General features: G+C 71.0%; 16 protein-coding genes, 1 pseudogene and 1 riboswitch. Of the genes and pseudogenes, 6 read left to right on the forward strand and 11 right to left on the reverse strand.

Going from position 1 to position 21,730, the window contains the following annotated elements; all coding sequences use genetic code 11:
* Nucleotides 1–29: 29 nt before the first annotated feature.
* Entirely contained in the window at nt 30–560 is a 531-nt protein-coding gene (locus NV348_RS05280; protein ID WP_447145967.1) for a GtrA family protein, read from the forward strand.
* 39 nt (nt 561–599) lie between these two features.
* Here the strand turns inward: NV348_RS05280 and coaD are convergent, their stop codons facing one another.
* The 3 genes and pseudogenes from coaD to NV348_RS05295 form a co-directional block, all read right to left on the reverse strand.
* Nucleotides 600–1,085: a pantetheine-phosphate adenylyltransferase gene (coaD, locus tag NV348_RS05285; protein ID WP_447145968.1), complete on the reverse strand. Its 486-nt coding sequence runs from the start codon at nt 1,083–1,085 to the stop codon at nt 600–602.
* 3 nt (nt 1,086–1,088) lie between these two features.
* A complete protein-coding gene (gene rsmD / locus NV348_RS05290) occupies nt 1,089–1,652 on the reverse strand; it encodes a 16S rRNA (guanine(966)-N(2))-methyltransferase RsmD (protein ID WP_447145969.1) in 564 nt (187 codons plus the stop codon).
* Nucleotides 1,649–5,048, reverse strand: a pseudogene (locus NV348_RS05295) (pyruvate carboxylase). The gene rsmD and the pseudogene NV348_RS05295 overlap by 4 nt, the downstream one beginning before the upstream one ends.
* Nucleotides 5,049–5,308: 260 nt before the next feature.
* Nucleotides 5,309–5,517, forward strand: a riboswitch (cobalamin riboswitch).
* Nucleotides 5,518–5,659: 142 nt separating this feature from the next.
* Here NV348_RS05295 and metE point away from each other — a divergent pair.
* A complete protein-coding gene (metE, locus tag NV348_RS05300; protein WP_447145970.1) occupies nt 5,660–7,906 on the forward strand; it encodes a 5-methyltetrahydropteroyltriglutamate--homocysteine S-methyltransferase in 2,247 nt (748 codons plus the stop codon).
* Nucleotides 7,907–7,995: 89 nt separating this feature from the next.
* Here metE and NV348_RS05305 read toward each other — a convergent pair whose 3' ends face one another.
* Genes NV348_RS05305 through NV348_RS05315 form a run of 3 tightly spaced genes read right to left on the reverse strand, consistent with a single transcriptional unit; the run spans nt 7,996 to nt 11,575 of the window.
* Nucleotides 7,996–9,135, reverse strand: a complete 1,140-nt coding sequence (locus NV348_RS05305; RefSeq protein ID WP_447145971.1) for a bifunctional 2-methylcitrate synthase/citrate synthase — start codon at nt 9,133–9,135, stop codon at nt 7,996–7,998.
* Between the two features lie 2 nt (nt 9,136–9,137).
* Nucleotides 9,138–10,052 (reverse strand): methylisocitrate lyase, encoded by a 915-nt coding sequence (gene prpB, locus NV348_RS05310; protein ID WP_447145972.1) that lies wholly within the window; start codon nt 10,050–10,052, stop codon nt 9,138–9,140.
* Nucleotides 10,052–11,575: an MmgE/PrpD family protein gene (locus tag NV348_RS05315; protein ID WP_447145973.1), complete on the reverse strand. Its 1,524-nt coding sequence runs from the start codon at nt 11,573–11,575 to the stop codon at nt 10,052–10,054. The genes prpB and NV348_RS05315 overlap by 1 nt, the downstream gene beginning before the upstream one ends.
* Before the next feature lie 312 nt (nt 11,576–11,887).
* Here NV348_RS05315 and NV348_RS05320 point away from each other — a divergent pair, with 312 nt between their 5' ends.
* Complete coding sequence (locus tag NV348_RS05320) at nt 11,888–13,312, forward strand: short-chain fatty acyl-CoA regulator family protein (protein WP_447145974.1); 1,425 nt, start codon at nt 11,888–11,890, stop codon at nt 13,310–13,312.
* Between the two features lie 3 nt (nt 13,313–13,315).
* Here NV348_RS05320 and recG read toward each other — a convergent pair whose 3' ends face one another.
* Both recG and NV348_RS05330 read right to left on the reverse strand, forming a co-directional pair.
* A complete protein-coding gene (gene recG, locus NV348_RS05325) occupies nt 13,316–15,580 on the reverse strand; it encodes an ATP-dependent DNA helicase RecG (protein ID WP_447145975.1) in 2,265 nt (754 codons plus the stop codon).
* Nucleotides 15,580–17,748, reverse strand: coding sequence for a DAK2 domain-containing protein (locus NV348_RS05330; protein WP_447150946.1), 2,169 nt, complete (start codon nt 17,746–17,748; stop codon nt 15,580–15,582). The genes recG and NV348_RS05330 overlap by 1 nt, the downstream gene beginning before the upstream one ends.
* Nucleotides 17,749–18,075: 327 nt before the next feature.
* Between NV348_RS05330 and rpmB the strand changes: the two genes are divergently transcribed.
* The 3 genes from rpmB to NV348_RS05345 all read left to right on the forward strand — a co-directional run bounded on the left by rpmB (nt 18,076) and on the right by NV348_RS05345 (nt 19,608).
* Nucleotides 18,076–18,267 (forward strand): 50S ribosomal protein L28, encoded by a 192-nt coding sequence (gene rpmB, locus NV348_RS05335; RefSeq protein ID WP_011210730.1) that lies wholly within the window; start codon nt 18,076–18,078, stop codon nt 18,265–18,267.
* Nucleotides 18,268–18,348: 81 nt separating this feature from the next.
* Entirely contained in the window at nt 18,349–18,810 is a 462-nt protein-coding gene (locus NV348_RS05340) for a GNAT family N-acetyltransferase (RefSeq protein WP_447145976.1), read from the forward strand.
* 9 nt (nt 18,811–18,819) lie between these two features.
* A complete protein-coding gene (locus NV348_RS05345; protein WP_447145977.1) occupies nt 18,820–19,608 on the forward strand; it encodes an enoyl-CoA hydratase/isomerase family protein in 789 nt (262 codons plus the stop codon).
* 113 nt (nt 19,609–19,721) lie between these two features.
* Here NV348_RS05345 and NV348_RS05350 read toward each other — a convergent pair whose 3' ends face one another.
* The 3 genes from NV348_RS05350 to NV348_RS05360 are packed head-to-tail and all read right to left on the reverse strand — an operon-like array spanning nt 19,722 to nt 21,723.
* Nucleotides 19,722–19,973 (reverse strand): hypothetical protein, encoded by a 252-nt coding sequence (locus NV348_RS05350; RefSeq protein WP_447145978.1) that lies wholly within the window; start codon nt 19,971–19,973, stop codon nt 19,722–19,724.
* A 50-nt stretch (nt 19,974–20,023) separates the two neighbouring features.
* Nucleotides 20,024–20,707, reverse strand: coding sequence for a uracil-DNA glycosylase (locus NV348_RS05355; RefSeq protein ID WP_447145979.1), 684 nt, complete (start codon nt 20,705–20,707; stop codon nt 20,024–20,026).
* Between the two features lie 11 nt (nt 20,708–20,718).
* Nucleotides 20,719–21,723, reverse strand: coding sequence for a thiamine-phosphate kinase (locus NV348_RS05360; RefSeq protein WP_447150947.1), 1,005 nt, complete (start codon nt 21,721–21,723; stop codon nt 20,719–20,721).
* Between the last annotated feature and the right edge of the window lie 7 nt (nt 21,724–21,730).

Raw genomic sequence — 21,730 nt, forward strand, 5'->3', positions numbered from 1 at the left:
GACGCCTTTCGACAGGATCGGAGTCGACCATGACCGTTCTGGAAACACCGAGAAGCTCGGTGCTGCCTGTCGCGGGCATGTTCACTCCCTGGACCGGCCCGTTCCCGGTCGTCGCGCCGAGCGAACCCGCCCCCGTGCTGCGCCCCCGGTTCGACAACGCCCTGTCCTACCTGCGCGGCGACCGCGCGCTCCCGCAGCTCATCCGCTTCGCCCTGGTCGGTGGCTCCAGCAATATCGCCTACGTGCTGCTGTTCTTCGCCATGCACGGCATCGGCCCGCTGATCGCCAATGTGGCCGGTTCGGTCGTCAGCACGATCATCGCCAACGAACTGCACCGTCAGCTCACCTTCCACGCCGCCGACCGGGTCACCTGGTTCACCGCGCAGTGGGAGGGCGGCGGACTCGCCCTGTTGGGTCTCGGCATCACCACCGCGGGCCTGGCCGCCCTCGGTGTGTGGGCGCCCGGCCTGGGCGACAGCGTGCAGGCACTGGCCGTACTCGCCATCACCGCCGCGGTCGGCGGCATGCGCTTCCTCGCCCTGCGCGGCCTGGTCTTCTGATCCGGCTCTCCGCGACTCGGGCCAGATCCGGGTCCGAGATCAGCTCCGGCGTTCGGCGAGCCGATCGAGGAGGCGCTTGTGCACTGCGGGCGGGAGCATGTCACTCACGTCGCCGCCGTAGGCCGCGACTTCCTTCACCAGGGAGCTGGACAGGAAGCTCAGCGACGGGTTGGTGGCGATGAAGAAGGTGTCGACGCCGGCCAGCTTGTGGTTCATCTGGGCCATCTGGAGCTCGTAGCCGAAGTCGCCCGCGTCGCGCAGGCCCTTCACGATCGCGGTGATGCCCTCCTGCTTGGCGAAGTCGACCGTCAGGCCCTGCCAGGACGCGACCCGCACGTTCGGCAGGTGACTCACCGACTCGCGCAACAACTCCATGCGCTCCTCGACGGTGAACATGCCCTGCTTCTTGGGATTCACGTTGACGGTGACGACCACCTCGTCGAACTGCGCGGCCGCGCGAGCGAACACGTCGAGGTGACCGTTGGTGACCGGGTCGAAGGAGCCGGGGCACAGTGCTGCAGCCATGGTTCAGACGCTAGCACCGAACTCTGCGAGCTCGATTCTGGTCTCCCCGTACTTGCGCGGCTTCAGCGGCGCATAGCCTGCGGGCCAGGCGATTTCGGGTGAGCGGATGGACCGCTCGACGATCACCAGCGCGTCGGGCACGAGCCAGCCATTGGCCGCCAGCGCGGTGAGGTCGGCGATCACGTCCTCGGTGCTCACGTCGTACGGCGGGTCGGAGAAGACCAGGTCGTAGGTACTCGGCGCGGCGTGCGCCAGCACCGAGCCGACCGTGCCCAGGCGCAGTTCCGCGCCGGGCAGGCCGAGTTCGGCGATATTGGCGCGCACGACGGCGGCCGCCTTGCGGTCGGCCTCGATCAGCAGGGCGTGCGCGGCGCCGCGCGAGAGCGCCTCCAGACCGAGCGCGCCCGACCCCGCGTACAGGTCGACGACGCGTGCACCGTCGAGGTCGAGGCGCGCGTCGATGGCGCTGAACAGGGCCTCGCGCACGCGGTCCGAGGTGGGCCGGGTACCGGCGGGCGGCACCTTCAGCCGCCGCCCGCCTGCCGTCCCCGCGACGATGCGCGTCATTCCGACTCGCGCGCAGCCAGTTCCACCAGCAGATCGCCGCCCTCGACCTGCTGGACCTTGGCGGTCGCGATCCGGCCGACGATGCCGGCGCGCGGCGCGGTGATGGCCGCTTCCATCTTCATCGCCTCGATGGTGCCGACGGTGTCGCCCGCGTGGATCTCGTCGCCCTCCGACACCGCCAGCGTGACGACGCCGGCGAACGGCGCCGCGATGTGGCCGGGGTTGTTCTTGTCGGCCTTCTCCGCGGCGGGCACCTCGGAGGCGATCGAGCGGTCCCGCACCGCGACCGGACGCAGCTGCCCGTTCATGATGCACATGACCGTGCGCATGCCCTTCTCGTCCGGCTCGGAGATCGCCTCCAGCCCGATGAGCAGGGTGACGCCCTTCTCCAGCTGTACCCGGTGCTCCTCGCCGCGGCGCAGACCGTAGAAGAACTGGTTCTCCGACAGCCCGGTGGTGTCGCCGTACTTCTCCCGGTGCGCCTGGAACTCCGCGGTCGGGCCGGGGAACAGCAGGCGGTTGAGGGTGTCGCGACGCTCCTGCGAGGTGCCGTCGAGCCCGGACTGGTCGGCCGGGGTCAGCGGGGTCTCCGGCTTGGGCTCGTTACGCCCGGCCAGCGCCTTGCTGCGGAACGGCTCGGGCCAGCCGCCCGGCGGGCTCGCCGAGCTCACCGCGCAGGAAGCCGATCACCGAGTCGGGGATGTCGTAGCGGCCCGGATCGGCGGCGAAGTCCTCGATGTCGACGCCGGTGCCGACCAGCGCCAGCGCCAGGTCACCGACGACCTTCGACGACGGGGTCACCTTGATCAGGCGGCCCAGCAGCCGGTCGGCCGCGGCGTACTTGGCCTCGACCTCCTCGAACCGGTCGCCCAGGCCGAGCGCGATCGCCTGCTGACGCAGGTTCGACAGCTGACCACCCGGGATCTCGTGGGTGTACACGCGCCCGGTCGGCGCGGGCAGACCCGACTCGAACGGCGCGTACACCTTGCGCAGCGCCTCCCAGTACGGCTCCAGATCGCACACGTTCTGCAGGTTCAGGCCGGTGTCGCGCTCGGTGTGCGCGGTGGCGGCGACGATCGCCGAGAGCGCGGGCTGCGAGGTGGTGCCCGCCATCGCCGCCGACGCGCCGTCGACCGCGTCGGCGCCGGCCTGCCAGGCGGCGAGGTAGGTGGCCAGCTGACCGCCGGGGGTGTCGTGGGTGTGCACGTGCACCGGCAGGTCGAAGTTGCTGCGCAGCGCGGTGACCAGCTTCGCCGCCGCGGGGGCGCGCAGCAGGCCCGCCATGTCCTTGATCGCGAGCACGTGCGCGCCCGCGTCGACGATCTGCTCGGCCAGCTTCAGGTAGTAGTCCAGCGTGTAGAGCGACTCGTTCGGGTCGAGCAGGTCGCCGGTGTAGCTGAGCGCGACTTCGGCGATGGCCGTGTTGGTTTCGCGCACCGCGTCGATGGCCGGGCGCATCTGGTCGACATTGTTGAGCGCGTCGAAGATGCGGAAGATGTCGATGCCGGTGGTCGCGGCCTCGGAGACGAAGGCGCGGGTGACCTGCTCCGGGTACGGCGTGTAGCCGACGGTGTTGCGACCGCGCAGCAGCATCTGCAGACAGATATTGGGCACGGCTTCGCGCAGCGCGGCCAGCCGCTCCCACGGGTCCTCGTGCAGGAAGCGCAGCGCCACATCGTAGGTCGCGCCGCCCCAGGCCTCGATCGAGAGCAGCTCGGGGGTCAGCCGGGCGACGTGTCCGGCCACACCGAGCAGGCCGTTGGTGCGCACGCGGGTCGCCAGCAGCGACTGGTGCGCGTCACGGAAGGTGGTGTCGGTGACGCCGAGCGCCTTCTGCTCGCGCAGGGCACTGGCGAAACCGTCCGGGCCGAGGGCGAGCAGACGCTGGCGCGAGCCGTCCGGCGGCGGCAGGGTCAGATCGGCGGCCGGCAGCTTGTCGTACGGGTACACCGTGGTACGGCGGTCGCCGTGCGGCTTGTTGACGGTGACGTCGGCCAGGTAGCTCAGGATCTTGGTGCCACGGTCGGCCGAGCCGCGCGAGGTCAGCAGCTCGGGCCGCTCATCGATGAACGAGGTGGTGACCCGGCCCGCCTGGAAGTCCGGGTCGTCGAGCACCGAGAGCAGGAACGGGATGTTGGTCGTGACGCCACGGATGCGGAACTCGGCCAGCGCGCGCCGGGCGCGCGCGGCGGCGGCGGGCAGGTCGCGACCGCGGCAGGTCAGCTTGACCAGCATCGAGTCGAAGTAGGCGCCGATCTCCGCGCCCAGGTTCGCGCCGCCGTCGAGGCGGATGCCCGCGCCACCGGGCGTGCGGTAGGCGGTGATGCGACCGGTGTCGGGGCGGAAGCCGTTGGCCGGGTCCTCGGTGGTGATGCGGCACTGCAGCGCGGCGCCCCGGATCGACACCGTGTCCTGGCTCAGGCCCAGATCGGTGAGGGTCTCCCCGGCGGCGATCCGCAGTTGGGACTGCACCAGGTCGACGTCGGTGATCTCCTCGGTGACCGTGTGCTCGACCTGGATGCGCGGGTTCATCTCGATGAACACGTGGTTGCCGCGCTCGTCGAGCAGGAACTCCACGGTGCCGGCGTTGCTGTAGCCGATCTGGCGGGCGAAGGCCACCGCGTCGGCGCAGATCCGTTCGCGCAGTGCGGGATCCAGGTTCGGCGCGGGCGCGAGCTCGATCACCTTCTGGTGCCGGCGCTGCAGCGAGCAGTCGCGCTCGAACAGGTGCATGACATTGCCGTGCTGGTCGGCCAGGATCTGCACCTCGATGTGGCGCGGGTTCACCACGGCCTGCTCGAGGAACACGGTCGGATCGCCGAAGGCCGACTCGGCCTCGCGCGAGGCCGCCTCGATCGACTCGCGCAGCTGCTCGGGCGCGGCGACCCGGCGCATACCGCGACCGCCACCACCGGCGACGGCCTTGACGAAGATCGGGTACTCGAATTCCTGGGCGGCGGCCAGCAGCGCGTCGATATCGGCGGAGGGCTCGCTGGACTTCAGCACCGGCAGCCCGGCGGCCTTGGCGGCGGCGATGGCGGTGGCCTTGTTACCCGCCATCTCCAGCACGCCGGCCGAGGGGCCGATGAAGGTGATGCCCTCGCGCTCACAGGCGGCCGCGAGGTCGGGGTTCTCGGAGAGGAAGCCGTAGCCGGGGTAGATCGCGTCGGCGCCCGCGCTCTTGGCCGCGTCGATGATCGCCTCGATGGACAGGTACGCCCGGACCGGGTGCCCTTCCTCGCCGATCTGGTACGACTCGGCCGCCTTCAGCCGATGGACGGAGTTGCGGTCCTCATGAGGGAACACCGCGACCGTTCCGATGCCGAGTTCGTATGCCGCGCGGAAGGCGCGAATGGCGATCTCACCACGATTGGCGACCAAGACTTTCGAGAACATTGGACTACGGTACCCGGACGTGACCGCAGGACAGTCACGCAAGGTGGCTTCGCAGCAATCTTCACATCGCACACCCGCCCACCTGCGAAGTTGCGTTCATCGAGCCGTCACATCTCACCGTGGCGGGCGGTCGGCGGTGCGCCGCCGAAGCGCAGGTCACGCGGGCGGCGCGGGCCGGGGTGGTCGCGGCGGCCCACGCCGAGGCCCTATGCTGGATGCCGCAGCTGGTTCGCCTGCGCGGTGGAAGAGTCGGAGCCCCGACCTCCCGCGCCGGCGTCGAAGCCCGGGCACACCGTGCCGGGTGAAGAGGGAACCCGGTGGGAATCCGGGACTGTCCCGCAGCGGTATGCAGGAACGACCGCCGTCATCAGCACTGGGCACGAAGCCCGGGAAGCGACGGCCAGTAGGTCGGTCGATCACCCGACCGGTGCCCGCGAGTCCGAAGACCTGCCGACTGTGCCGGATACGCCGTATCCGGCGGCCACCGCCTCGTGGATCGGGCGCGCGGACCACCTGTGCCGGCCTGTCGTGTCCTCGCGACGGGTCCCCGGAGGTGTCTTCGTCACCCGCGAAAGGCGTCGGCTCTCCCTGCACGACACTGGAGAATCTCCGTGACTGTTTCGCACTCCCCGTTCACCGCAACGGTTCTCGGCCTGCCGCGAGTCGGCCCGCGCCGGGAACTCAAGCGCGCCACCGAGTCCTACTGGGCCGGCCGGCTCGGCGCCGAGGACCTGCACGCCGTCGGCCGCATGCTGCGCACCGTGCAGTTCGCCGCACTGCAGGAGGCCGGACTGGATTCGGTGCCCGTCGGCACCTTCTCCTACTACGACCAGATGCTCGACACCGCCGTGCTGCTCGGCGCACTGCCGCACCGGGTGGCCGGCATCGCCGACCCGCTGGACCGCTATTTCGCGGCCGCGCGCGGCACCGACACGGTCGCGCCGCTGGAGATGACCAAGTGGTTCGACACCAACTACCACTACCTGGTCCCCGAGATCGACGCGGCCACCACCTTCTCCCTGCACCCGGAGAAGCTGCTGACCGAACTCGCCGAGGCGATCGCGCTCGGCGTGCAGGCGCGGCCGGTGGTGATCGGCCCGCTGACCTTCCTGAAGCTGGCCAAGTCCGCCGACGGCGTGGCGCTGGACCGGCTCCCGGAGCTGCTGCCGCTGTACCAGGACCTGCTGGCGCGGCTGGCCGAGGCGGGCGCGCAGTGGGTGCAGATCGATGAGCCGGTGCTGGTCACCGACCTGACCGAGGCCGAGATCGGGCTCGTGCGCGACACCTATACCGCGCTGTCGGCCGCGCAAGACCGGCCCGCGATGCTGGTCGCCACCTACTTCGGGCAGCCCGATGGTGCGCTGGCGGCGCTGGCGGACACCGGAATCGAGGGTGTCGCCCTCGATGTCACCGGGGGCACCGAAGTGCCCGCGGTCCCCGCGCTGGCAGGCAAGCTGCTGGTCGCCGGCGTCGTCGACGGCCGCAATGTCTGGCGCACGAACCTCGACGCCGCCCTCGACACGCTCGGCGCCCTCGGGACCGGCGTGGCCGTATCGACCTCGTGCTCGCTGCTGCACGTGCCGTATTCGCTGACACCGGAGACCGGGCTCGACGACCACCTGCGGTCGTGGCTGGCCTTCGGCGCCGAAAAGGTCGGTGAGGTACGGGTTCTCGCGACTGCGCTGGCCGAGGGCACGGCCGCGGTCGCCGACGATCTGGCCGCGGCCCGCGCCGCCGCCGAGACCAGGCGCACCGACCCGCGCCTGCACGACGACCGGGTCCGCGCCCGCCTGGCCGCCCTCGACGCGGGCGACCTGACCCGCTCCCCCGCCGACGAGCGCCGGGCGGCGCAGCGCGATCACCTCGACCTGCCGCTGCTGCCGACCACCACGATCGGCTCCTACCCGCAGACCTCGGCCATCCGGCTGGCCCGCGCCGCGCTGCGCAAGGGCGAGATCGACGACGCCGAGTACGTGCGCCGGATGCGGGCCGAGATCGCCGAGGTGATCACCCTGCAGGAGAAGCTCGGCCTGGACGTGCTGGTGCACGGCGAGCCGGAACGCAACGACATGGTCCAGTACTTCGCCGAGCTCCTCGACGGTTTCGCCGCCACCGAGGCGGGCTGGGTGCAGTCCTACGGCACCCGCTGCGTGCGCCCGCCGATCCTGTTCGGCGACGTCTCGCGGCCCGAGCCGATGACACTGTCGTGGATCGGCCACGCCCAGTCGCTGACCGCCAAGCCGGTCAAGGGCATGCTCACCGGTCCGGTGACGATCCTGGCGTGGTCGTTCGTCCGCGACGATCAGCCGCTCGCCGACTCGGCCCGCCAGGTCGCGCTGGCGATCCGGGACGAGACCGTCGACCTGGAGACCCAGGGCACCAGGATCATCCAGGTCGACGAGCCCGCCCTGCGCGAGCTGCTGCCGCTGCGCGCGGCCGAGCAGCCCGCCTACCTGCGCTGGTCGGTGGACGCGTTCCGGCTGGCCACCGCCGGTGTCGCCGACACCACCCAGGTGCACACGCACCTGTGCTACTCGGAGTTCGGCGAGGTGATCTCGGCGATCGCGGGCCTGGACGCCGACGTCACCTCGATCGAGGCGGCCCGCTCACACATGGAGGTCCTCGATGATCTGAACGCGGCCGGTTTCGCGCTCGGGGTCGGCCCCGGCGTCTACGACATCCACTCGCCGCGGGTGCCCTCGGTGGAGGAGATCACCGCCTCGCTGTCGGCCGCACTGGCAGCGGTTCCGGCCGAGCGGCTCTGGGTGAACCCGGACTGCGGTCTCAAGACTCGCGGGCCGGTGGAGGTCGAGGCGTCGCTGCGCAATCTGGTGACGGCGGCCGCCGCGCTGCGCTGACACAGCACTGCCCCGGACGGCGCGATCCGTCCGGGGCAGGGGTGCCCGGCCGCTTCGTCCGCGAGGAGTGGCGGACGAAGCGGGCCGGTTCAGTGGCGCGTGGCCGGCACCGGGCGCTGGTCGACGCCGCGATACTCCGACAGCGGCCGGATCAGCGCGTTCGCCGCCGACTGCTCCGCGATGTGCGCGGTCCAGCCGGTGATCCGGCTCATCACGAAGATGGGCGTGAACATCTCGATGTCCAAGCCCATCAGGTAGTAGGCGGGCCCGGCGGGGAAGTCGAGATTCGGTGCGATACCGGTCTGCTCGGCCATCGCCGCCGCGAGCGCGTCGTACATCCGCACCCACCGCTGCCCGCCGGTCACCGCGGCCACCTCGTCGAGGGCGGCCTTCATCGTCGGCACCCGGGAGTCGCCGTCGCGGTACACCCGGTGGCCGAAGCCCATCACCTTGCGCCGCGCGGCCAGCGTCTCCGCTACCCAGGCCGCGGCCCGGTCGGGGTCTGCGATCTCGAGCATGGTGTGCATGACCGCCTCGTTGGCGCCGCCGTGCAGCCTGCCCTTCAACGCGCCGATGGCCGCGGTGATCGCGCTGTACATGTCCGAACCGGTGGAGGTCACCACCCGGGCGGCGAAGGTGGAGGCGTTGAAACCGTGCTCGGCGTAGAGGATCAGCGAGATCTCGAACGCCCGCACGATCCGCGGCGCAGGCACCTCGCCGAAGCACATGTACAGGAAGTTCTCGGCGAACCCGAGCTGGGAATGCGGGGCGATCGGGTCGAGCCCGCGCCGCCTGCGCATCGCGGCCGCGATCACCGTGGGCAGCAGCGCGGTCAATCGCAGTGCGGCGGCGAGCCTTTCGGGTTCGCCGCCGCTCTCGGAGACGGCGTCCTCGGTGCCGAGGTAGCTGACGACCGTGCGCACCACGTCCATCGGGTGACAGGTGTCGGGCATCTTCGCCACCAGCGCCAGTACCGACCGGTCGATCCAGCGCTGCGCGCGTTCGCGCTGGCACAGTTGCTGCAGCTGCGGGTCGTCGGGCAGCTCGCCGTGCCAGAGCAGGTAGGCGACCTCCTCGAAGGTGCGGCGCGCGGCCAGCTCCTGCACGGGATAGCCGCGATAGGTCAGCGAGTTGGTCTCGGCGACCACCTTGGAGATGCTCGTCGTGTCGACCACCACACCCGCCAGCCCCTTGGCGATGGCCGGCGGTGCCGTCTGTCCACTGGTCATGATCACTCACCCACTGTGAAATCGAAGATGCCGGAGTCGAATTCGTTGTAGCGCTGGTAACCCAGCAGTTCGTAGAGCCGCGACCGGTGCTGCATGCGGTCCAGCAGGGCCGATTGGGTGCCGGCCGTGGCGATCTCACGCAGGCCGTCCTCGATCGCGCCCATCGCCAGCCGCAGCGTGGTGACCGGGTAGATCACCGCGTTGTAGCCGAGATCGGTCAGCGTCCGGGCGGACAGCAGCGGGGTCTTGCCGAACTCGGTCATGTTCGCCAGCAGCGGGATATCCACGGCGGCACGGAACTTCGCGAACTCGGCCTCCGCTACCAGCGCCTCGGTGAAGATCAGGTCGGCGCCGGCGTCGGCGTACGCCTTGGCCCGGTCGATCGCGGCGTCCAAGCCCTCGATGGCCCGGGCGTCCGTGCGGGCGCAGATCACGAAGCCCGGATCGCGGCGCACCGCCACGGCGGCCCGGATCCGGCGCACCATCTCCGCGGTGCCGACGACCGCCTTGCCGTCGAGATGACCGCACCGTTTCGGATTGACCTGGTCCTCGAGATGGCAGCCTGCCAGGCCCGCGTCTTCGAGCAGGGCCACCGTGCGGGCGGCGTTCATCGGTTCGCCGAAGCCGGTATCGGCATCGATGAGGACCGGCAGCTCGGTGGCGCGCGCGATCTGGCGACCACGTTCGACGACCTCGGTGAGCGTGGTCAGCCCGATGTCGGGCAGTGCCAGCTCGGCCGACACCACCGCACCGGAGACGTACACGCCGTCGAAGCCGATCTCCTGGATCAGCTTGGCCACCAGTGGGTTCACCGCGCCCGGCAGCCGCTGCACTGTGCCGGAACCGAGTCCGGCCCGGAAGGCGGCGCGCTTGGCCGCCGGACTCGTCTGCGCGGCGAGCAGCCCCGAGACACTCATCAGAACAGCCCTTCCCGCGCGGCGGGCAGCATGTCGAACAGCGCCGGGTCGATCGCGACACTCAGCTGGTCCAGCTCACCCGCGGCCAGCTCCGGGGCGCGCTGCGCGGCGTCGAGGAAGCGCTCCTGCTCCGCCGGCGCGACGACGCCGTCGGCGAGGACACGGAACTTCTCGAGGTACTGCGCGCGGCCGAACGGCCGCGCGCCCAGTGGATGCGCGTCGGCGACCGCGAGCTCGTCGACGACGACCGTGCCGTCGTCGAGGGTGACCACGGCCCTGGCGCCGAACGCCTTCTCGGCCGGATCGGTCGCGTGATAGCGGCGAGTCCACTCCGGGTCCTCGACGGTGGAGATCTTGTGCCACAGCGCGACGGTGTCGGGCCGCTGCGCGCGCTCGGGCGCGTAGGAGCGCTCATGATGCCAGGTGCCGTCCTGGAGAGCGACGGCGAAGATATAGGGAAGCGAATGGTCGAGGGTTTCGCGGCTGGCGCGGGGGTCGAACTTCTGCGGATCGCCGGAACCGGTGCCGATCACGTAGTGCGTGTGATGGCTGGTGTGCAGCACGATCGAGGCGACGCGGGTGGTGTCGGTGATCCGCTCGCGCAGTCGGCGCGCGAGGTCGATCGGGGCCTGGCTCTGGTACTCGGCCGAGTGCTCCTTGGTGTAGCTGTCCAGGATGGCGCGCTTGGCCTCGCCGGGGCCGGGCAGCGGCACCCGGTATTCGGCGTCGGTGCCGCCGAGCAGCCAGGCGATGACGCCGTCGGCGCCCTCCCAGATCGGGGCGGGCGCGCCCTCGCCCCGCATGGCACGGTCGACCGCCTCGACGGCCATCTTCCCCGCGAACGCCGGCGCGTAGGCCTTCCAGCTGGAGATCTCGCCCTTGCGGGATTGCCGGGTCGCCGTGGTGGTGTGCAGCGCCTGCCCGACCGCCTGGTAGATGGTCTCGGCGTCCAGGCCGAGCAGGGTGCCGATGCCCGCCGCGGCCGACGGGCCGAGATGGGCGACGTGGTCGATCTTGTGCTCGTGCAGGCAGATCGCGCGCACCAGGTCGATCTGGATCTCGTAGCCGGTGGCCAGCCCGCGGATCAGCTCGGCGCCGCTGCGCCCGGTGTGCTGGGCGACGGCCAGAATCGGCGGGATGTTGTCGCCGGGATGGGAGTACTCGGCGGCCAGGAAGGTGTCGTGGAAATCGAGCTCGCGCACGGCCACCCCGTTGGCCAGCGCCGCCCACTCCGGGGAAAAGCGCTGAGCGCCCGCCAATCCGAACACGGTCGCGCCGTGCCGTGGTGAGCTCGCGGGCAGCGGATGCGCGCTCGCCTGCGCCCTGGCGGTCCGCACCGGGCCGCGCAGTACCGAGGCCGCCGCCACCGCCGCGTTGTCGATGATCCGGTTGACGATCATGTCGGCGACCTCACCGGATACCGGCACGGGGTCGGTGGCCACCTCCGCCACCAGCGTGGCCAGGTGCTGCGCGCGCGGGAACTCCTCGGCGGCGCCGACACTGCGAACGAGATGAGTCTTCACTGATCCTCCGATTCCAGCCGGTCGATCCCAGCCACAATTCGCACGCTACGCACCTCGCGCAATTCGGAGAACACACTGCACAAGCGTATTTTTGCGTGCGACACTCGACCGATCAGCGAACATTGCGAAGATCGAACGCTAGAGTCGGAGAGGTGATACCCGATCGCCACGGACCCCGGACCCGACCCACCGGTCTCTTCGCACGTTACGCACCGGTAGTCACAGGTAAAATCCCTTGCAGGACTGGACTTCTCCCCAGACAATCACGATTTCGAGCGAACTTTGCAAACCCGGCGAGTTAGGATCTCCGGCGTGCGGAAGATGTACGCGGGGGCCAGGCTACGACGGCTGCGTGAAGAACGACGGATGACTCAGGCGGCGCTCGCGAAATCGCTGGATCTCTCGCCCAGCTATCTCAACCAGCTCGAGCGCGATCAGCGCCCGCTCACCATTCCCGTTCTGCTGAAACTGAACTCGACCTTCGATCTGGATGTGCAGTTCTTCGCCGCCGACTCCGACGCGCGGCTGGTCTCCGATCTGCACGAGGTCCTGGTGGAGGCCGCGGGCGGCGGCGACACCGCGCCGATCACCGAGGTCGAGGAACTCGCGACCCGGCTGCCCGAGGTGGCCCGCATCGTCATCGCCATGCACCGACGCCTGCGCGCGGCCACCGATCAGCTCGACCTGCTGTCCTCGCGGGTGGACACGCCCAGCGGCGCGCCGGGCACACCCATGCCCTACGAGGACGTGCGCGACTTCTTCTACGACCACCGCAACCACATCTCCACCCTCGACCACGCCGCCGAGCAGCTGTTCGAGGAGTCGGGTCTGAGCATCGGCTCGCTGGATCGGCAGCTGGCCAGGATCGCCGAGGAACGCGCCGGCGTCACCGTGCTGGTCCGCGGCGACGGCGCCGACCCGACCATCCCGAAGCGCCACTACGACCCCGACACCCGCACGCTCACTCTGGCCCGGCGGCTGCGCCCCGGACAGCGTGCCTTCCAGATCGCGACCACCCTGGGCCTGCTGCTCTACGGGCGCGAGATCGACAATGTCCTCGCCGAATCGCGGGCGCTCACCGGCGAATCCCGCACGCTGGCCAGGGTCGGACTGGCCAACTACTTCGCGGGCGCGCTGATCCTGCCCTACGGCCGGTTCCTGCGCTCGGCGGAGGAACTGCGCTACGACGTCGACCTGCTCGCGCTGCGGTTCGAGGTCGGCTTCGAGACGGTGTGCCATCGGCTGAGCACCCTGCAGCGGCAGGGGCAGCGTGGCGTGCCGTTCTTCCTGGTGCGCACCGACCGGGCGGGCAACATCTCGAAACGGCAGTCCGCCACCGCGTTCCATTTCTCCCGGGTCGGCGGCAGCTGCCCGCTGTGGGTTACCCACGAGGCGTTCGCGCACCCGGGCCGCATCCTCACCCAGATCTCGGAGATGCCCGACGGGCGCCGCTACCTGTGGATCGCCCGGACCACCCCGGCCTCGGCGCAGGGCTACGGCACCGCGTCGAAGAACTTCGTCATCGGGCTCGGCTGCGATATCGAATACGCCGACCGGCTGGTCTACTCCCAGGGCCTGCAACTGGAGGACCCGCAGGTGGCGGTGCCGATCGGGGCGGGCTGCAAGGTGTGTGAGCGGCCCGCGTGCCCGCAGCGCGCGTTCCCGCAGATCGGGCGGCCGCTCGCGGTGGCCGAGCACACCAGCACCGATCTGCCGTATCCGCGCCTGCCGCGCTGAGCGTCAGGATTTCGCGAGGTATTCGATGCGTTCGCCGTCGACGGCGGCGTTCATCATCCCCGCCAGCCCGGGATGCTTCACCAGGCCGGGATCGTCGGCGACGACCTGCCTGGCCAGCTCCTGGGCGGCGGTGATCACCTCGAGGTCGTCGAGCAGCGACAGCAGCCGCAGCGACCGGGCGGTGCCGGACTGGGCCGCGCCGAGCACATCGCCCTCGCGGCGCTGGCGCAGGTCGAGCACCGAGAGCTCGAAGCCGTCGGTGGTGGCGGCGACCGCCTCCAGCCGGGCCATCGCGGTGCCGCCGGGCGCGGCGTCGGTGATCAGCAGGCACAGGCCGGGATGCCGGCCACGACCGATCCGGCCGCGCAGCTGGTGCAGCTGACTCACGCCGAACCGGTCGGCGTCGACGATCACCATCACCGTCGCGTTCGGCACGTCGACGCCGACCTCGACGACCGTGGTGCAGACCAGGACATCGATGGCGCCGTCGTTGAATTGGCGCATCACCTGGTCTTTCTCGTCCGACGGCAGGCGCCCGTGCAGCAGTCCGACCCGCACCCCGGACAGCGCGCCCGCGCTCAGCGTCTCGTACATCTCGACCGCCGCCTGGGTGGTCGGGCCTTCCTTCTCCTCGGCCGATTTCTTGCCCTTGGCGGGCGGGGCATCGGGGTCCTCGCCGATCCGCGAGCACACCACATACGCCTGCCTGCCCGCACCGACCTCTTCGAGAATGCGCTCCCAGGCCCGGTCGACCCAGCCCGGATGCAGCTTGCGCGGCACCACTTTCGACACGATCGGCGAACGGCCCCTGGGCAGCTGGGTGAGGGTGGAGGTCTCCAGATCACCGAGCGTGGTCATCGCGATGGTGCGCGGGATCGGCGTGGCCGTCATGACCAGCAGATGCGGGCTGATGCCGTCCTTGGCCTTGGCCCGCAGGGCATCTCGCTGTTCGACGCCGAAGCGGTGCTGTTCGTCGACGACCACCAGGCCGAGATCGAAGAATTCCACCGCGTCCTGGATGAGCGCGTGCGTGCCGATGACCAGGCCCGCCTCGCCGGTCATCGCGTCCAGCAGCGCCGCCTTCTTGGCCGCCACCGACATCGACCCGGTGAGCAACACCACCTTGGTCGCGTGTTCGGCCGCGCCGAGCTCCCCGGCGGTGCCGAGATCACCGAGCATCGCCCGCAGCGACCGATAGTGCTGGGCAGCAAGGACTTCCGTCGGCGCGAGCAGCGCGCACTGGCGGCCCGCGTCGACCGCCTGCAGCATCGCGTGCAGCGCGACGATCGTCTTGCCCGAGCCCACCTCGCCCTGCAGCAGACGGTGCATCGGTCGGGTGCGCGACAGGTCGGCGGAGATCTCGTCGATCACCTGCTGCTGGCCCTCGGTCAGCTCGAACGGCAGCCGCTCGTCGAAGGCGGCCGCGATACCGTCGGTGCGCGGCGGGCAGGCCGGGGCGGTGCGGCCCTCGACCTCGTGCCTGCGTTCGGCGAGCACCAACTGCAGGGCCAGCGCCTCGTCGAAACGCAGCCGGTCCCTGGCCTTCTCGATATCGAGCTTGTGCTCGGGCAGGTGGATCAGGCGCAGCGCGTCGGAGACCTCGAGCAGGTTGCGTTCCTCGCGCAGGTCGGCCGGCAGCGGGTCCTCGATCGGGTCGAGCTGGTCGAGGACCTGGCGGATACAGGCCAGCAGGTCCCAGCTCTGCACCTTCGCCGTCGCCGGGTAGACCGGCACGAATTCGCGCTCGAAGAACGCCGCGTCCACTCCCCCGGCGCCTTTCGCGCTCTGCGCCAGCCCGCGCAGCGCGCCGCTGCCGCGCACGGAGGTGAGCTCCTCGACGCCGGCCTCGGCCTTGTCGGGCAGGATCAGGTAGTCCGGGTGCGAGAGGTTCCAGCGGTCGGGGCGCCACCAGTGCACGGTGCCCGACATCATCGCCCGCACACCCTCTTTCACCAGGTAGCGCACCTTGTCACCATTGAAGAAAGTCGCCTCGATCGGCCGGGCGGCGCCGGTGTCGAGCTGTACCTTCAGCAGTGAGCCGCGCCGGTTCTTCATCGGGCGCAGTTCGGTTTTGGTGATCCGCCCGATGACGGTGATGTGCGCGCTCTCCTCCGGTTCCTCCTCGGTCAGCGGCTGGCCCTGGGTGGCGTAGCGGACGGGATAGTGGCGCAGCAGGTCCTCGACCGTGGTCATGTCGAACGCCTCGGTCAGCCGGTCGGCCGCCTTCACTCCGAGCACGTGGTCGAGCCGGTCACTCAACGTCGCCATCACTCGACCCCTATCTGCACCAGATCAGCTTGCTGCCCACCGGAATACACCACGACCTCGACACCGGGGAATCCGGCCGTCACGTGCTCGGCCAGGACCGCGCCCAGTTCGGGGCCCGCGTCGGCGCCCATCAGCAAGGTCACCAACTCGCCACCGAGGCCGAGCATCCGGTCCAGCAGGATGCGGCCGGCGCCGACCACGTCGGGGTCGATGACCACCACGTCCTGGCCGACCAGGCCGAGCCCGTCACCGGGCGAGCACATCCCGACCATGGTGAGCGCGCGCACTCGCGCCGGGCGCAACGCGCCCCAGCGGGTGGCCGCGGCCGCCTCCGACATCGCGAACGCGTCGTCGACGGCGATCCGGCCGCGATCGTGGACCGCGAGCGCGGCCAAGCCCTGCACCATGGACGCGCTCGGCAGCAACAGGACGTCACGTGACCCGTCACGGGCGGCGACACCGGCGGCCACGAGTTCCTGCGCGGGCAGCGCGCCGTTGGGGAGCACGAGGACTTCCCGGTTCGGCATCGCGCGGATCGCGGTCAGCAGGGCGGTCGTGTCGAGCTGGCGGTCACCGCGCAGCACCACCGCGCCCGCGTCCTCGAACAGGCGAGCGGCCGCAGCGCCGGAGGCCACCGCCAGGATGCCGCGGTCGGCGGGCACCAGCGGCCCGGCGCGGTGCCGACCATCGCCGTCGGTCGCGTGCGCACCGTCGCCCGCGGCGTCGGGCACGGCACGCTCGGCATGTCCGCCGTGGGGCGCGGTCACCGCGAAGCTCTCGATGCGGATGCCGGTGACGGTGCCGATCGCCAGTCCGGCTTCGATCGCCGCGCCCGCGTCGCGGCAGTGCACATGCGCCGACCAGGTGCTGTCCCCGTCGCCGACCACGACGACCGAATCGCCGAGGACGGTGAGCCGGTCGCGCAGTCCCGACGCGGCGGCCTCGTCCGTGCCGGCGATCACGTACATGACCTCGAAGTGGGGATCCGGGGAGTCGCGGTGGTCATCCCAGGAGTCGGCGGGGCGCGCCGGTTCCGAATCGGCGGTTCGGGGCCGCGCCGGGCCGACCGGATGCTCTCGGCCGTCGACGGCCGTTGGTCGGCCGCCGTCGGGTCGGCCGTGGTCGCGTCGGCCGCTGTCGGGTCGGCTGTCGTCGGCGCCGGGCCACCGCCGCGCCGAGTCCTGCCCGTCGGCCCGCAGGTAGCTGTCCCTGGCCGGGGCCTGGCCGCAGATCTGCCGCACCAGGGAATCGAGCAGTACCAGCAGTCCCCTGGCACCGGCATCGACCACGCCCGCCGCCCGCAGGACGCCCAGCTGCGCCGGCGTCTCGTTGAGCGCACGCGCGGCGCCCTCGGCCGCCGACTGCGCGACGGAGATCAGCGAGAGTTCCGCCGAGGCGTCGGCCGCGACGGCGGCACGGTCGAGCACCGTCAGGATCGTGCCCTCGACGGGGGCGCTGAGTCCGGTGCGCACGAGCACCGCGGCCCGCCGCAGGGCCGTCCGCAACCGTTCCCCGGTCAGCGGACCCCCGATCACCGCCTCGGCGATCCCGCGCAGCACCTGCGACAGAATGATCCCCGAGTTGCCCCGCGCACCCGTGGTCGCTCCGCGCGCGAGCGCCTGCGCGACGAGATGTGCTGAAAGGGCGCCGTCGGTCTCCGTAGCTCTCGGGTCGACCCCGACCGCGCTGTCCTCCGCGCCGAGTCCGACGCCCGCGGCGCCCGTTCCGGCGCCGTCCGATTCCGACTCGACACCCGCACCGCGATCCACGCCGCCGATGCCGCCCGCACGGGGATCCACAGCCGCGATACCGCCCGCACGGGGATCCACACCCGCGATACCGCCCCCACCGAGGTCCACGCCCGCGATACCGCCCCCACCGAGGTCCACACCCGCGATACCGCCCCCACCGAGGTCCACGCCCGCGATACCGCCCGCATCGAGGTCCGCGTTCGCGAGGCCGGCTCGATCGGCGGTGAGACCAGCAAGCGTCGCGTCGGGAATCGCGCGCTCGGCGGCGGCGACGGCGGCGCGCATCGTGGCGAGCAGATTGGTGCCGGTGTCGGAGTCGGCGATGGGGAACACGTTGAGCGCGTCGATCTCGGCGCGGCGTAGTTCCAGATCGGTGCGGCAGGTCCTGGCCCAGTCCAGCAGCTCGGCGCCGTCCAGCGCCTCCCGCACCTGCGACACCGTCACCTCGCTCACTGTTGGCGGTGCCCGCCCGCCGGGCACCGCACGCCAGGTTAGCGCCAGCAACCGACAGGGGTATGCTGACCGCGGACGGGCCCGTCATCCGGGCCGTGCCCGGCGTGTCGACCGGGACACCCGGTTTGGAAGTTCACGGCCCGGCCAGCTACCCTTGCAGGGTTGCCTCGTGCGGCCGATCCCGGTCTGCGCTGGCCGACGCAAGTCGGCAAGGCATTTGACGACATCAGTTTCCGGTTCAGCGGGCATACGTGCGCCGCTGTCCGCTTATGACATGAAGGAGCTCGCGACATGGCTGCCGTTTGCGACGTCTGCGCCAAGGGCCCCGGTTTCGGGAAGTCGGTCTCGCACTCGCACCGGCGCACCAACCGTCGCTGGAACCCGAACATCCAGACCGTGCGTGCGCAGGTTGCCCCTGGCAACACCCGCCGGATGAACGTGTGCACCTCCTGCCTGAAGGCGGGCAAGGTCGTCCGCGGCTGATTCTCAGCCCGTACATTCTGCCGACAGTGCCCCGGCACCCCGCGTGGGTGGTCCGGGGCTTTGTCGTCGGTGGAGGTCGACGTGGCTGACTGGCGTATCGAGTCGCTGACCGCCGAGCGGGTCACCGCGCTCGCCGCCTGCCACATCGCGAGCTGGCGCGAAGCCTACGATGCCCTGGTCCCCGGCCATGTGCTGTCCGGGTTCGATCTCGAACGCTCCGCGCTCACCTGGGAACGCCGCCGCACCGACGGAACGCACCGCCTGCCGATCGCGCTGTCCGGTGACCGGCTGATCGGCTTCGCCTCGGCGACCGAATTCGAACTGGAAGCGCTGTACGTCCGCGCGGCCTGGCACGGCACCGGCGTCGCGGACGCGCTGATCGAGGCCGCCGCCCCTGGCTCGCCGTGCACGCTGTGGGTCTTCGGCGACTATCCACGCGCCCATGCCTTCTATCGCAGGCACGGCTTCGCCGACACCGGAGTCCGCCGCGTCGACCCCTTCACCCTGCTGCCCGAACAGTGGTGGCGGCGCGGCTCTCGCTAGGGTGACGCCATGAGTACCACCGAACCGGTCACCGCCGTCACTGTCGTCGACGGCGTCCTGCAGCTGCCGATCGCCACCGCCGCCGCGGGCACTTCGATGAATTTCGACCTGATCAACGCGGGCACCGAGGCCCTGCGCGCGCTCGATCCCGAGGTCGGCGCCGTGCTGCTGACCGGCACCGGCGCCAACTTCTGCGCGGGCGGCAACGTCCACCATTTCGCCGGTGCCGAGGACCGTGGCGCCTACCTGCATCGGCTCGCGTCCGAGCTGCACGACTTCGTGCGCGCGTTGGCCGCGACGCCGGTCCCGGTCGTGGCCTCGGTGCACGGTTGGGCCGCCGGGGCCGGCATGAGCCTGGTGTGCGCCGCCGACATCGCGATCGGTGGCCCGTCGACCAAGCTGCGCCCCGCCTACCCCGGCATCGGCCTGAGCCCCGACGGCGGCATGTCCTGGCTGCTGCCCCGAATCGTCGGCACCAGCCGCGCCAGTGAGATCCTGCTCACCGACGCCGTGCTCGGTGCCGAAGAGGCCGTGCGCCTGGGCATCCTGAGCCGCACCGTCGCCGACGACGAGGTCCGCGCCGAGGCGCTGCGGGTCGCCCAGAGCTTCGTCACCGGCCCCCGCGCCACCTACGCGGCCATGAAAAAGCTGCTGGCCCAATCGCCGACGGCGACTCTGGACCAGCAGCTCGATGCCGAACGCGACAGCATCTCCGCCGCCGCGAACAGCGAAACCGGCCGGGAGGGCGTAGATGCCTTCGTCGGCAAGCGCAAGCCTGCTTACCTCGGCCTCAACTGACCACCACGGTTTCGGCCGCCTCGCCGCCGAGGGGTGAGACGTACCGCCGCAGGCGCGGTATCACCCCTCGGCGGCGAGGTCACGAGGCCGAAACCCGCGGCGCCAGCCGCCAATTAGCAGGCCGCGCCGAGGGCGCTGAAGGTGTTCTGCAGCAGGCAGGTCACCTTCGCGTTCACACCCGAGGAGATGGTGGAGGTGCCGGTGGAGGTCCATTCCTCACCGATCTGGGTGGTGGCCACCGGCGCGGCCTCCTCGTTGTAGGGCTCGAGCGCCAGGCCAGCCGCGTTGGCCGAGGCGGCGCCCGCGGTCAGGGCGGCGGCGACGGCGGCGGTCGCGACGGCGGCGCGAACGGTGGAGATGTGCATCGGGTTGTGCTCCTTCATCATTTTTCTTCTGGTGCGGGCGACGCCCCGGGTCAGGGCAGCCGCCAATCGACGGGTTCGGCTCCGAGTTCGTCGAGCAGTTCGTTGACCCGGGAGAAGGGCCGCGAACCGAAGAATCCGCGCGAGGCCGACAACGGTGAGGGGTGGGCCGATTCGATATAGGGGATCTCGGCCTCGGTGAGGGTTGGTTTGAGCGAGCCGGCGTCGCGCCCCCAGAGCACGGCGACCAGCGGCTCGTCGCGGGCGACCAGTGCCCGGATGGCCTGCTCGGTGACCGCTTCCCAGCCCTTGCCGCGATGCGAGGCGGGCGTACCGGGAGTCACGGTGAGCACCCGGTTCAGCAGCAGCACGCCCTGATCCGACCACGGGCTCAGGTCACCGCAGCTGGGCGTATCGAAGCCGAGGTCCTTGCTGTACTCGGCGAAGATGTTGGACAGGCTGCGCGGCACCGGCGAGACATCAGGCGCGACAGAGAAACTCAGCCCCATGGCATGGCCCGGCGTCGGGTAGGGATCCTGGCCGACGATCAGCACGCGCACGGCGTCGAACGGGCGGCGGAACGCGCGTAGCACGTTCTCCCCGGCGGGCAGATAGCCCCGGCCCGCGGTGTTCTCGGCACGCAGGAATTCGCCCATCTCGCTGATCCGGTCGGCCACCGGCTCCAGTGCCCGGGCCCAGCCCGGATCGATGATCTCCGACAGTGGTTTGGCACCCATGACCGCACAACCTATCGGTTCCGGCCGCCGGGCGTGGCGTCCACCCCACGGAACGATTCCCAGCCGGTGCCGCCGGTCGGCGCGGCGCCGTCCACGGTGACGCCGCTGCCTGCGGAGACGACGCCGATCGCCCGCCAACCCGGCGGCAACGCGGTGCCCGCCGGCCAGGTGCCCGCGAAGGCGTGGTCCTCACCGCCGGCCAGAATCCATTGCGCCGCATCGGTATCGAGCAACGCGGCCACTGCGGCCAGATCGGGGTCGGCCAGCGCCGCGCTGCGCAGGTCGACGGCGACGCCCGAGGCCGTCGCGAGGTGGCCGAGGTCGGCGAGCAATCCGTCGGAGACGTCGGTGAGCGCGGTCGGCGCGGCGCCGCCGCCGACGTCGAGCACCGCGGCGTAGGGCGGTTGCGGAACCCGGTGCGTCGCAAGGGCATGCGCGAAGGCCGGGTCGGAAGAGTCGGCGTCGCCGGACAATACGGCCAGCCCGGCCCCGGACCAGCCGAGTTCGCCCGCGACCGCGACGATGTCGCCGGCCCGCGCACCGGAGCGGGTGCGCGCCGCCTGCCCGCCGAGGTCGCCGAACGCGGTCACCGAGATGACCAGCTGGTCGCTGCGCACCAGATCGCCGCCCGCGATGGACCCGCCCGCGCGGCTCGCCTCGCGCCACATACCGTCGGCGATGCCGGTGACCACCGACACCGGGGTGTCGGCCGGGCAGCCGAGCGCGACGACGAACGCCGTCGGGCGCGCGCCCATGGCGACGATGTCGGCGGCGTTCTGCGCGATGGCCTTGCGGCCGATGTCCTCGGGCGTCGACCAGTCGCGGCGGAAGTGCCTGCCCTCGACGAGCATGTCGGTGCTCACCACGAACCGGCCATCAGGCGCGGCGACCAGCGCGGCGTCGTCACCGGGCCCGAGCAGCACCTGCGGCGCCTGCTCGCGATTCGCGGTGATCCGGTCGATCAGGGCGAACTCACCCAGCTCACGCACCGTCTGCGGACGGCTGTCCTCGCTGATGACCGGC

It is taken from the genome of Nocardia fodinahabitans, assembly GCF_052983615.1.

Bases quoted from the DNA above. Each gene is read 5' to 3' on its own strand.
- NV348_RS05280 (WP_447145967.1), top strand. From the start codon at position 30: ATGACCGTTCTGGAAACACCGAGAAGCTCGGTGCTGCCTGTCGCGGGC.
- coaD (WP_447145968.1), bottom strand. From the start codon at position 1,085: ATGGCTGCAGCACTGTGCCCCGGCTCCTTCGACCCGGTCACCAACGGT.
- rsmD (WP_447145969.1), bottom strand. From the start codon at position 1,652: ATGACGCGCATCGTCGCGGGGACGGCAGGCGGGCGGCGGCTGAAGGTG.
- NV348_RS05305 (WP_447145971.1), bottom strand. From the start codon at position 9,135: ATGACCAGTGGACAGACGGCACCGCCGGCCATCGCCAAGGGGCTGGCG.
- prpB (WP_447145972.1), bottom strand. From the start codon at position 10,052: ATGAGTGTCTCGGGGCTGCTCGCCGCGCAGACGAGTCCGGCGGCCAAG.
- recG (WP_447145975.1), bottom strand. From the start codon at position 15,580: ATGGCGACGTTGAGTGACCGGCTCGACCACGTGCTCGGAGTGAAGGCG.
- rpmB (WP_011210730.1), top strand. From the start codon at position 18,076: ATGGCTGCCGTTTGCGACGTCTGCGCCAAGGGCCCCGGTTTCGGGAAG.
- NV348_RS05345 (WP_447145977.1), top strand. From the start codon at position 18,820: ATGAGTACCACCGAACCGGTCACCGCCGTCACTGTCGTCGACGGCGTC.
- NV348_RS05350 (WP_447145978.1), bottom strand. From the start codon at position 19,973: ATGCACATCTCCACCGTTCGCGCCGCCGTCGCGACCGCCGCCGTCGCC.
- NV348_RS05355 (WP_447145979.1), bottom strand. From the start codon at position 20,707: ATGGGTGCCAAACCACTGTCGGAGATCATCGATCCGGGCTGGGCCCGG.